The organism is Pseudomonas sp. ASL7 (assembly GCF_056680375.1).
On record NZ_CM155279.1, the window covers coordinates 1,864,992 to 1,877,804 of the forward strand.

Annotated in this window: 7 protein-coding genes and 1 pseudogene; all 8 read left to right on the forward strand. The window is 60.6% G+C overall.

The features are described 5' to 3' along the window. Positions 1–95 precede the first annotated feature (95 nt). A complete protein-coding gene (gene glgA, locus AC1MDT_RS08530) occupies positions 96–1,682 on the forward strand; it encodes a glycogen synthase GlgA (RefSeq protein WP_480421604.1) in 1,587 nt (528 codons plus the stop codon). Between the two features lie 16 nt (positions 1,683–1,698). After that, on the forward strand, positions 1,699–3,495 hold the full coding sequence (gene treZ, locus AC1MDT_RS08535) for a malto-oligosyltrehalose trehalohydrolase (RefSeq protein ID WP_480421605.1): 1,797 nt from the start codon (positions 1,699–1,701) through the stop codon (positions 3,493–3,495). Beyond that, positions 3,492–5,570, forward strand: a complete 2,079-nt coding sequence (gene malQ / locus AC1MDT_RS08540) for a 4-alpha-glucanotransferase (protein ID WP_480421606.1) — start codon at positions 3,492–3,494, stop codon at positions 5,568–5,570. The genes treZ and malQ overlap by 4 nt, the downstream gene beginning before the upstream one ends. Beyond that, positions 5,567–8,341, forward strand: coding sequence for a malto-oligosyltrehalose synthase (locus AC1MDT_RS08545; RefSeq protein ID WP_480421607.1), 2,775 nt, complete (start codon positions 5,567–5,569; stop codon positions 8,339–8,341). Before malQ ends, AC1MDT_RS08545 begins: the two co-directional genes overlap by 4 nt. Before the next feature lie 21 nt (positions 8,342–8,362). After that, the gene (locus AC1MDT_RS08550; protein WP_480421608.1) at positions 8,363–8,689 is read left to right on the forward strand and encodes a DUF2934 domain-containing protein; all 327 of its coding nucleotides are present in this window, start codon (positions 8,363–8,365) and stop codon (positions 8,687–8,689) included. Between the two features lie 246 nt (positions 8,690–8,935). Further along, a complete protein-coding gene (gene glgX, locus AC1MDT_RS08555) occupies positions 8,936–11,095 on the forward strand; it encodes a glycogen debranching protein GlgX (protein ID WP_480421609.1) in 2,160 nt (719 codons plus the stop codon). 219 nt (positions 11,096–11,314) lie between these two features. Continuing rightward, entirely contained in the window at positions 11,315–12,073 is a 759-nt protein-coding gene (locus AC1MDT_RS08560) for a PIG-L deacetylase family protein (protein ID WP_480421610.1), read from the forward strand. 202 nt (positions 12,074–12,275) lie between these two features. Beyond that, a pseudogene (locus AC1MDT_RS08565) lies at positions 12,276–12,404 on the forward strand (endonuclease/exonuclease/phosphatase family protein); the annotation flags it as partial. Positions 12,405–12,813: the final 409 nt, after the last annotated feature.

The window sequence follows — 12,813 nt, forward strand, 5'->3', positions numbered from 1 at the left end:
GATGCGAAGCGCGTTTGCGCCCGGCCACAGGAATTGGCCACGAAACACCGTTTGTGCCAGACCTAAGAATTAGATCAACAACACGGGAGATTCATATGATCAGTACGGCTTTAGATATTCAGGGAGAACGTGCTCATCAGCAGGTCGGCGAATCGAACGCCGTGAGTGCACCTACGGCCCAATCGGTCATCGTTCCCGGCACCAAGACACTGGCACCACTTGCCAGTCAGAATCCCAACAGAAAGAAAGTGTTGTTCGTGACCTCGGAAATCGCCGACCTGGTGAAGACCGGTGGTTTGGGTGACGTCTCTGCAGCACTGCCCCGGGCCATGGCCCAATTGCACGATGTACGCGTGTTGATCCCGGGCTACCCGCAGGTGCTGCACAGCGAAAATCCGATTCATATTATTGGCGAGCTAGGCGGTCACGCCGCATTGCCGCCCTGCAAGATCGGGCGCATGGACATGCCTGATGGTCTGGTCATTTACGTGTTGATTTGCCCTGAACTCTACGAGCGCGAAGGTTCGCCTTACGGCGCCAACAACGGCCGTGACTGGCCGGACAACCATATCCGTTTCGCCCGTCTGGGCCTGGCCGCCGCCGATATCGCCGCCAACCTTGCGCAAATTCACTGGTGCCCGGACCTGGTGCATGCTCATGACTGGCCTGCCGGTCTGGCGCCCGCGTACATGCACTGGCGTGGGCAGCGCACCCCGACGCTGTTCACCATTCATAACCTCGCCTATCAAGGCGTGACCAGCCTGGGCTCCTGCCCGGAACTGGGCATTCCACTGCATGCGCTGCAACAGGAAGGCATGGAGTTTTACGGCAAGATGTCGTTCCTCAAGGCCGGCATGGCCTATTCGAGCCACATCACCACGGTCAGTGCCACTTACGCCCAGGAAATCACGACCCCGGACTTCGGCTGCGGTCTCGACGGTTTTCTCGCCGCCAAGACCCAGCAGGGTTTGCTCAGCGGGATTCCTAACGGCATTGATGAAAGCTGGGACGCCGCCACCGATCCGCACTTGTTGTGCCCCTTTGCCATCGGCGATTGGGACGGCAAAGCGGTCAACGCAGCGCATGTGCGCGAACTGTTCGGCCTGGACGACTCCGAAGGTCCGCTGTTCGCCGTGGTCTCGCGCCTGGTGTATCAGAAAGGCCTGGACCTCACCGAGGCCGTCTCCGAATACATCGTCAAGTCGGGCGGCCAGATCGCGATCATCGGTCGGGGCGAGCCGGAAGAAGAACAAGCCATGCGTGAACTGGCCCTGCGTTTCCCTGGCCAGATTGGTGTGCGTATCGGCTTCAACGAAACTGATGCCCGCCGCATGTTCGCCGGCAGCGACTTCTTGCTGATGCCCTCGCGTTACGAGCCTTGCGGCTTGAGCCAGATGTACGCCCAGCGTTTCGGTTCGTTGCCGGTAGCACGCAACACAGGTGGGTTGGCCGATACCATTGAGAACGGCGTTACCGGATTCCTCTTCGACGAGTCCACGGTAGAGAGCTATGAGGAAGCCCTGAGCCGCGCGTTCAAAGTGTTCGCCTTCCCAGAGTTGCTCAATGCCATGCGCTGCCGCGCCATGGCGGCGCCTTTCAACTGGTGCAAAGCCGTCGAACCGTACGCCGAACTCTATGAGCAGCTGGTCGCCAAGGCGTTGGGTAAATCGGGCCATAAATAGGAAGAGGTTTTCAAAGATGCCGTTACGGACCCTTGAGACCTGGCCCCACGGCGCAATCATGCTGGACGCAGAGCACACGCGTTTTGCGTTGTGGGCGCCCGATGCGTTTTACGTCAGTGTCGAACTGGAAGATGGACAATCCTTGCCGCTACTGCCTCAGGACGATGGCTGGTTCGTGATCCAGACCCGGTGCCCCGCTGGCACGCGTTACCGCTACAACATCGACGGTGAAATCGAGGTGCCCGATCCGGCCTCCCGCGCACAGGCCGGTGATATACACCGGCCAAGCGTGGTGGTCGATCCCTTCGCCTACCGTTGGCAACACAACGCCTGGTCCGGTCGCCCTTGGCATCAGGCGGTGATTTACGAACTGCACGTCGGTGCGCTCGGCGGCTTCAGTGCCGTCGAGCAGCACCTGGCGCGCCTTGTCGAGCTGGGCATCACCGCGATTGAACTGATGCCGCTGGCGCAATTCCCTGGCGAGCGCAATTGGGGCTACGACGGGGTTCTGCCCTTCGCGCCCCAGGCGTCCTATGGCTCACCCGAACAACTCAAACACCTGATCGATACCGCCCACGGCCATGGCCTGGCGGTGATACTCGACGTGGTTTACAACCACTTCGGCCCTGACGGCAATTACCTGCACCGCTACGCTAAAAGCTTTTTCCGTGAAGACAAACCCACCCCGTGGGGTGCGGCTATTGATTTCCGGCGTCGCGAGGTGCGGGACTTCTTCATTGAAAACGCCTTGATGTGGTTGTTCGAGTACCGCTTTGACGGCTTGCGCCTGGACGCGGTGCACGCCATCGAAGACCCGGACTTTCTTCAGGAATTGGCGCAACGGGTGCGCCAGCAAACCGATCCGGCGCGGCATGTGTGGCTGACCGTGGAAAACGAGCACAATCAGGCCAGCCTGCTTGAGGAAGGATTCGACGCCCAATGGAACGACGATGGCCATAACGCCTTGCATGTATTGCTGACCGGTGAAACCGACGCCTATTACGCCGACTATGCCCAGAACCCCACCGAACAGTTGGCCCGTTGCCTGAGCGAAGGCTTTGTTTTCCAGGGGCACGTCACCCGCCACGGGACACCCCGCGGAGAACCCAGCGGTCATTTGCCGCCGAGTGCGTTTGTGCTGTTTCTGCAAAATCACGATCAGATCGGCAATCGCGCCTTTGGTGAGCGACTGCATCAACTGGCCAACCCTCAAGCGCTGCAGGCAGCCACGGCGCTGTTGCTGTTGTCGCCAATGATTCCCCTGATGTTCATGGGCGACGAGTTCGCTGCCGAACAACCGTTCCTGTTCTTTACCAGCCACCACGGTGAACTGGCGGAGTTGGTGCGCGAAGGACGGCGTAACGAGTTTGCAGCGTTCAGTGCGTTTACTGATCCGCACAAACGCGAACAGATCCCCGACCCGAACGCGCCCCGCACCTTTGAGGCTTCACGGCCGACGCTCACCCCTACCCGACAATCGGCCATGCACGAGGTGTATCGCGACCTGTTACAGATCCGCCATCAGCAGATCGTTCCACACTTGCCCGGCGCCCAGGCCCTGGGTACCGATGTATTGGCCGAAGGCGCCGTCTCGGCGCGCTGGCGACTGGGCGATGGCAGTCAGCTGCGCATTGATCTGAACCTCGGCAATACGCCCGTGGTCCACACCCCACAGGCTGACGCCAAGGTGTTGTTCGAATACCCGCCAACATCAGCCAGGCTATTGGATCAGGGCACACTTGCCCCGTATTGCGCGCTTGTCAGCCTCACGGCCGCAGCCCCTTTGCTACCCCCGGATGGAGAGCGCCCATGAGCGACGCGCAACTGGAAATACTGGCCACCCGAGCGGGCCTGGCAGTCGACTGGATCGACGCCAACGGTCGCCCGCAAAAAGTGACATCCTCGGTATTACGCACGGTCCTCACCTGTCTCGGCCACCCGGCCGGCAGCGCTCAGGAAATCGACGCCAGCCTGGTGCAATTGCAGCAGGTGCAACAGACTCACCACCTGCCGCCGCTGATCACTGCAGACGCCGGCGTCGGGCTGAATCTGGCCCATTACTTTGGGCCCGAAACACCTTGCGAAATACACCTCGAAGATGGCTCGCGGCTCAACCTGAAACTGGATGCCAATGCGGTACTTCCCGGCCTGATCCCGGTTGGTTATCAGCATGTCAGCATCGACGGACAAACATTCACCCTGGCGGTCGCGCCAGCGCACTGCTACAGCGTAGGCGACGCCGTTGGCAGCCCGATCCCCCGTGCCTGGGGATTGAGCGTGCAGCTGTACTCGCTGCGTCGTCCGGGTGATGGCGGATTCGGCGATACCCAGGCACTCGAAGACCTGGCCCGAGTAGCCGGCGAGCGCGGCGCCGATGCGTTGGCGATCAGCCCGCTGCATGCAATGTTCAGCAACGACACCCAGCGTTACAGCCCGTACTCGCCCTCCAGCCGATTATTTCTCAACAGCCTTTATGCGGCACCGGGGGCGATCCTTGGCGAGCGAGCATTGCGTGCGGCGATTGAAGCCACCGGCCTGGCCGATGAGTTGAAGCATCTGGAAGACATGCCGCTGATCGATTGGCCGTCCGCCGCCGAAGCCAAGCATCGTCTGTTGCAGGCGCTGTACGAAGCATTCGTCCAGGGTGAACACCCACTGCACGCCGACTTCAGCAGCTTCCGCCATACCGGTGGCGAAGCCCTGGAAAATCACTGCCGCTTCGAAGCCATTCAAGAGGCCCGCGCCGCCACAGGTGAAAACCTCGACTGGCGGGAATGGCCGGAACAATGGCGAGACCCGCGCAGTGCTGCGCTGGCCGAATTTGCCGAAGAGAACGCCGGTCGCATCGGCTTTTTCGCCTTCTGCCAATGGCTGATCACACGCTGCCTGGAGCGGGCCCAAGCTGTCACCCGCAGCAGTGGCATGAACATCGGGCTGATTGCCGATCTGGCGGTCGGTGCCGACGGCGGTGGCAGTCAGGCCTGGAGCCGGCAGGACGAACTGCTCGCCTCCCTGACCGTTGGCGCGCCGCCGGACATACTCAATCGCACCGGCCAAGGCTGGGGAATTTCCGCGTTTTCTCCCGAAGGTCTGGTACGCAATGGATTTCGTGCGTTCATCGAAATGCTCCGAGCCAACTTCGCCCATGCTGGCGGCCTGCGGATCGATCACGTCATGGGCCTGCAAAGGCTGTGGGTGATCCCCAATGGCTCACCGCCCGCCGACGGTGCCTACCTCTATTATCCAGTGGACGACCTGCTGCGGCTGCTGGCACTTGAGTCCCATCGTCATCAGGCAATTGTGCTCGGCGAAGACCTCGGCACTGTGCCGGACGGTCTGCGGGAAAAACTCATCGCCCGCTCGATCCTAGGCATGCGCGTGTTGCTGTTCGAACAGGACAACGCGCACTTCAAGCCCATTCTCGACTGGCCGGACAACGCCCTCGCGACCACCAGCACCCATGACTTGCCGACCCTCAATGGCTGGTGGCATGGCCGCGATATCGACTGGAATGCCCGCCTCGGCCTCACCGATGCCAACGGCGAAATCGACTGGCGCCATCATCGTGAACGGGAACGCGAGGGCTTGCGTCGAGTGTTGAGCCAAGACCCGCAAAACTTCCGTGAAGAGTCTCACGAAACCGATCAGGTGCTCGACGCTGCAACGCGCTTCCTTGGGCATACCCGAGCACCGCTGGTGTTGTTGCCCATGGAAGATGCCCTGGGCATCGAACAGCAAGCCAACCTGCCAGGCACCATTGACACACACCCCAACTGGTCCCGCCGACTACCCGGCGACAGCGAAGCGCTGCTCGATAACGCTGACGCGGCCCGACGTCTCGAACTGCTCGCCTGCGCGCGACTACAGGCGGCCGAGCGTGACCAATGAATCAGACCTTGGTCCAGCCGCTGCGAGCCACCCTGCGACTGCAATTTCATAAAGGCTTCACGCTGGACCAGGCGGTGCCGCTGGTGCCGTACTTCGCCCGCTTGGGCATCAGTCACGTTTACGCCTCGCCATTGCTCGCCGCCCGTGCCGGTTCCCTGCACGGCTATGACGTGGTGGACCCGACCAGGGTCAACCCGGAACTGGGCGGCGAAGCGGCGTTGCGTCGTCTGGTGGCCGCGTTGCGTGAACACAAGATGGGGTTGATCCTCGACATCGTTTCCAACCACATGGCCGTCGGCGGTAGCGATAACCCCTGGTGGCTGGACTTGCTGGAATGGGGACGCCTGAGCCCTTATGGCGAGTTCTTCGATATTCAGTGGCATTCGCCCGATCCGTTAATGGAAGGCCAGTTGCTGCTGCCATTTCTGGGCAGCGATTACGGTGTAGCGTTGCAGGACGGCACCCTGCCCCTACGCTTCGATGCGCAGTGCGGCGCGTTTCATGTCGAGCACTACGATCATCACTTCCCGATTTGCCCGATGAATTACGGCGAACTGCTCAAGTCGGACGCCGAACGGCTCAAGTCTCTCGCGGACCGCTTCAGCACCTTGAGTTACCAGACCGACGCACACAGCCTGGCCATTCCCTTGCAGGAGGAACTGCAGGAACTGGCGCGTGATCCGGCTATGCTTCAGGTCATTGAGCAGAACCTGAACGCCTACGACTCACTCACGCCGGAAGGTTTTCAACGCCTGCACAACCTGCTTGAGCGCCAGAGCTATCGCCTCGCCAGTTGGCGCACGGCAGCGGATGACATCAATTGGCGGCGCTTTTTCGATATCAATGAACTCGGCGGGCTGCGAGTCGAACGCCCGGCGGTGTTCGAAGCGACCCACGCGAAGATCTTTGAGCTGGTGGCTAAGGGCATGGTGGACGGCTTGCGTATCGACCATATCGACGGCCTCGCTGACCCGCGCGGTTACTGCCGCAAACTGCGGCGTCGGATCGATAGCCTGGTGCCGGAGCGGCACCTGCCGATCTACGTCGAGAAGATCCTTGGCGAAGGTGAAACCCTGCGCCGCGACTGGTCGGTGGACGGCACCACCGGTTACGAATTCATGAACCAGTTGTCGCTGCTGCAACAGGCACCCGAAGGCGCCCAGTTGTTGGGCGATCTCTGGAGCCAGTACAGCGAACGGCCCGCCGATTTCCGCCAGGAAGCCCAACTGGCTCGCCAACAGATCCTCAACGGCTCACTCGCCGGGGATTTTGAAAGTGTCGCCCAAGCCCTGTTGCAAGTGGCCCGTGACGACCTGATGACCCGCGACCTGACCCTCGGCGCGATCCGTCGGGCCTTGCACGAACTGATCGTGCATTTTCCGGTGTATCGCACCTATATCAGTCCCTGTGGCCGCTCGGCCCAAGACGATGTGTTTTTCCAGCAGGCTATGGACGGTGCACGGCAAACCCTCGGCGAAGCTGACTGGCCAGTGCTCGATTGCCTGGCCGGCTGGCTGGGGGGGGAGCCTTGGCGCAAGCGCCCGGTAGGTCGCCCGCGCAAACTGCTCAAACATGCCTGCGTACGGTTTCAGCAACTGACTTCACCGGCAGCCGCCAAGGCCGTCGAAGACACCGCGCTCTATCGTTCGGCGGTGTTGCTGTCACGCAATGACGTCGGGTTCAACACCGAACAGTTCAGCGCGCCAGTGGCCGACTTTCATGCAGCCTGCCTCAATCGCCTCAAGGAATTCCCGGACAACTTACTGGCCACGGCCACCCACGATCACAAACGCGGCGAAGACACCCGCGCGCGATTGGCGGTCGTGAGTGAACGCAGCGACTGGTACGCCGGGCAGGTCGATCATTGGCGCACCCTCGCCATGCCGCTGCGCACCGACGACAGCGCACCGTCGGCCGGCGATGAGTTGATTCTCTATCAAGCCATCCTCGGCAGCTGGCCGCTGACACTGCGCAGCGACGATCAGCCGGGTCTGGAGGACTACACTAAACGCCTCTGGCAGTGGCAGCAAAAAGCCCTGCGCGAAGCCAAATTGCAAAGCAGCTGGAGCGCCGCCAACGACACGTATGAGCAAGCGACCGAGGTTTTTCTCAAGCGGCTGTTGTTGAGCCCTGAGGGCCAGGCATTGCGCTCGGCGCTGGGTCAGGCCGCTCAGACAATCGCCGCCCCCGGCGCGCTCAACGGTTTGGCGCAAACCTTGCTGCGAATGACCGTGCCGGGAGTGCCGGATCTCTACCAGGGAAATGAGTTCTGGGACTTCACCCTGGTGGACCCGGACAACCGCCGGCCGGTGGATTACGCCAGCCGTCAGCAGTCAATGCAGGTGCCGCTCGACCTGCCCGGTTTATTGGCCAACTGGCGTGATGGGCGCATCAAGCAAACGTTGATTGCGCAGACCTTGAACCTGCGCGCCGAGCATGCCGAGCTATTCCGTCGAGGGACTTATCAAGCCCTGGAGATTGTCGGCAGCCAAGCGCATCGGGTCCTCGGTTTCGTGCGAGAACAAGCAGGTGAACGGGCCATCGTGATCGTACCGATACACTGCGCCGACCTGCTGGAAAACGATGCCGGGCCACACATTGGCGCGCCGCTGTGGGGCGATACGAGAGTCAGATTGCCATTCGCCGCCCCTGATAAAAATCTGAAGGGACTTTTTTCAAGCGTCGCAGTCACAAATCACAGGGAGCTGATGATCAGCGCCGCGCTGGGGGATTTCCCGGTCAATCTCTTTATCGAAACTAGTCACACTTGAGTTCAGTTCAGGAGCATTGCGATGAGTACAGACGATAAACGCGTTCGCGAATTTGCCTATCAGATCTGGGAGTCCGAAGGAAAACCCGAGGGCCAGGAAGCCCGTCACTGGGAGATGGCACGCAAGCTGGCCGAAGCTGAAGCGCTGGCACCCAGCAAATCGCCAAAGGCCACTGGCAGCAAAACCGCCACCACCAAATCGCCTGCCAGCAAAGCCCCCAATGGCAAGGCCGGCGAACCCAAAGCCCAGGTGAAAGCCAAACCTGCAGCGGCTTCCAAGGTGATTGCGCCGGGCGAAAAAGCCACCGAGAAAAAGCCTCGAGCCGCGCGCAAACCGCCCGCTGTCTGACGCTTCACCTGGTTGCCCTGATTGACTTCGTGGCGAGCCCTCTCGCCACCGAGGGTTCGTTCGCCCTAAAAAAGAGCGATGAATCAAACACCGTTTCTCCTGTGGGAGCGAGCCTGCTCGCGATGAGGGCTGCACATTCAACACCTATGTTGGCTGCCACACCGCCATCGCGAGCAGGCTCGCTCCCACAGGGATTGCGTACCTACAGGAACGAATTCACCCGATCCCCCATTTGCAGGAGCACCTATGACCAGTCCAAAGAAAGCCGCGCCAGAACCTCTTGCCGAGGCCTCGCGAATCCGTGAAGGCTTGCCCTTCCCGCTGGGCGCGACGTGGGATGGCCTGGGGGTCAATTTCGCCTTGTTTTCCGCCAATGCCACCAAGGTCGAGCTGTGCATCTTCGATGATGCCGGCGAGGTCGAACAGGAACGTATCGAGCTGCCGGAATACACCGACGAGATCTACCACGGCTACCTGCCCGACGCTCATCCGGGGCTGATCTACGGCTACCGCGTCTATGGGCCGTACGATCCGGCCAATGGTCATCGCTTCAACCCCAACAAACTGCTGATCGACCCCTACGCCAAGCAATTGGTCGGTAAATTAAAATGGTCCGAAGCCTTGTTTGGCTACACCATCGGCCACCCCGACGCCGACCTCAGTTTCGATGAGCGCGACAGTGCGCCCTTCGTTCCCAAGTGCAAGGTGATCGACCCGGCACACACCTGGGGCCACGACCATCGGGTCAGCGTGCCCTGGGACAAGACAATCATTTATGAGACCCACGTCCGTGGCATCAGCATGCGCCACCCTTCTGTCCCCGAGAACGTGCGAGGCACCTTCGCCGGGTTGATGGTCGATGATGTGCTGGAACACATCCGCAAACTGGGCGTGTCGACCGTGGAGTTGCTGCCGATCCACGCGTTTGTCAACGACCAGCATCTGTTGCACAAAGGCATGACCAATTACTGGGGCTACAACAGCATTGCGTTCTTCGCCCCGGACCCGCGCTACCTGGCCAGCGGCAAGATCGCCGAATTCAAGGAGATGGTCGCACACCTGCATGAAGCCAATCTCGAAGTGATTCTCGACGTGGTCTACAACCACACCGCCGAGGGCAACGAACAAGGGCCGACGCTGTCGATGCGCGGCATCGACAACGCCTCTTATTACCGCTTGATGCCCGACGACAAGCGCTTCTACATCAACGACTCCGGTACCGGCAACACGCTGGACCTGAGTCACCCGTGCGTCCTGCAAATGGTCACCGACTCCCTGCGTTACTGGGCCTCGGAGATGCACGTGGATGGTTTCCGTTTCGACCTGGCGACCATTCTCGGGCGCTACCACGATGGCTTCGACGAGCGTCACAGCTTCCTCGTCGCCTGTCGCCAGGACCCGGTATTGCGTCAGGTGAAGATGATCGCCGAGGCTTGGGATTGTGGTCCCGGCGGGTACCAGGTCGGTAATTTTCCGCCGGGCTGGGTCGAGTGGAACGATAAATTCCGCGACACCGTGCGGGCGTTCTGGAAAGGTGACGACGGCCAGCTCGCCGACTTCGCCAGCCGCATGACGGCGTCCGGGGAGATGTTCAATCAGCGGGGGCGGCGACCGTATGTCTCAGTGAACTTCGTCACCGCCCACGATGGTTTTACCCTTAACGACCTGGTGTCGTACAACGACAAACACAACGAGGCGAACGACGAAAACAATCAGGACGGCAGCAACAATAACCTGTCCTGGAACCACGGCGTCGAAGGCCCGACTGACGACCCCGAGATCAAAGAACTGCGTCTACGGCAGATGCGCAACTTCTTCGCCACGCTGCTGCTGTCCCAGGGCACGCCGATGCTGGTGGCCGGTGACGAGTTCGCCCGCACCCAGGAGGGCAACAACAACGCCTATTGTCAGGACAGCGAGATTGGTTGGGTCAATTGGGACTTGAGCGACGACGGCAAGGCTCTGCTCAAGTTCGTCAAACGCCTGATCAAGTTGCGCCTGGCCTACCCGATCCTGCGACGCGGACGATTTCTGGTGGGCAATTACAACGAGGACATCGGCGTCAAGGACGTCACCTGGCTCGCCCCGGATGGCAGCGAGATGTCGACCGAACAGTGGGAGGAAGGCCATGGCCGCTGCCTCGGCATGTTGCTCGATGGCCGCGCCCAGGAAACCGGTATCCGTCGCAAAGGCGCCGACGCCACCCTGCTGTTGGTGGTCAACGCCCACCACGACATTGTCAATTTCCTGCTTCCGGAAGTGCCCGACGGCGGTTTCTGGACCTGCATGATCGACACCAATCAACCGTCGATTCGCGGCCAGGAACGCTTTGAGTTCGGTCACGAATATTCCGTCACCGGCCGTTCGCTGCTGCTGTTCGAATTGCAGCATGAGGAAGAAGAGTGAAATGGACCTTCAGGGGGTTCCCCGGCACCCGCCAGCGGACTACGCCGACACACAGGCGTTAGGCCGCTGCCTGCGGGCGCTGGTAGAGGCCGGATAAAAAAACCTGCCAGAAGTTACATAGAGGCGACGGATAGCGATTCATGAGCAATACTCTGCTCGCGGCAATCCAGGGTTTGGAGCGCTGCACACTGCTATCAACCAGAACAAGGACGTAACCCCATGAAGCCGGTTTCCATCAGTGAAAACAGCCTGCCAGCACAGATCTGGAACAGCGCCCCGCAACTGGACAACATCCCCGTCATCAGCACTCAGACCCTGGTCCCCGCCGGTGCACGCGCCGTGGTGATCGCCCCGCATCCTGGCGATGAAGTCGTGACCTGCGGCGGTCTGCTGCAACTACTGAACACGCTGGGCCACCCTCTGCAATTGATCTCGATTACCGATGGCAGTGCCAGTCATCCAGGGTCGCAGCAATGGTCGGAAAAACGCTTGAGTGTGTTCCGCCCCCAGGAAAGCGTCGAAGCCTTGCGGCGACTCGGCTTGCCGATGCACAGCCTGAAGTGGATTCGCGGTGGTTTCACCGACAACGCCCTGGCTGAGCGCGAGGTTCAATTGAGTCAGTTCATTGCCCGCTATTTGCGCCCCGGCGACGTGGTATTCAGCACCTGGCGCGAGGACGGTAACGTCGACCATGACGTCGTTGGTCGTGCCAGCGCCAAGGCCGCCGCCCAGGTCGGCGCTGCATTCAACGAAGTGCCCGTGTGGGCCTGGCACTGGCCGACTCGCGATCGAGGGTTGATCCCTTGGCACCGTGCACGCAAGGTGCGTCTGGACACCTGGACCGTCGCACGCAAAAGCCACGCTACCCACGCCTACGCCAGCCAGCTGGACGGCGAGCCGGCCATCGGTCTCGCGCCGCTGCTGCCGCCAGTGTTGCTGGAGCGCATGCGGTTGCCTTATGAGATTGTCTTCGTCTAACTCCGCATGCTGTAGCCGCGCTGTAGCCGCGCTGTAGCAGCTGCCGAGCCTGCGAGGCTGCGTTCGGCTGCGCAGCAGTCGTGAAATCAAACAACAGGATCTATCAGTAAAAAACTGGCGCTCAGGATTACGACTGCTGCGCAGCCGAACGCAACCTCGCAAGCTCGGCAGCTGCTACAGGGTTGCGGTGATTTGTTGTCACGACGAAGCCCCCGTGATCATTGCCGGTGACTTCAACGACTGGCAGCTCCAGGGTAACGCCGCCCTCGCCCGCTACGACTACCTGCACGAGGCCTTTGAACGTCGGCCGATCCGGGCATCGGGGTCGTACTCAGTCTGGCGTCGACCGCCATTGTGTATGCCAGTGCCGACTAAATTCGCAATATCGACAGTAATAAGCTGCGAAAAACGGTATCAAACGTCGGCGTAAGACGTCAGTTGGAAAGCCGATAGCGTGCTACCGAAAGTGTCTAGGACGGGGGTATTTCGACGTTTTTTCGTACAAACAATCACTTAGAGAGGCCACTCAAATCAATAACTTACAACCACTAAAATAGACATACCATTTATCGGCCACTTTCTTGACGCAGTGGCTTGGGTCTTCTTAGCTACACCGTACTACCCCCGGAAACTCCACCAGGGACAACCTTGCAGCTTCCCGCAAAAACGGGCGGTCAGAGGCTTGCCCCCAATCCATTCGGTCGCCCCTCATTCGGGGTAGGAGAGACGCCAGAGCGAGA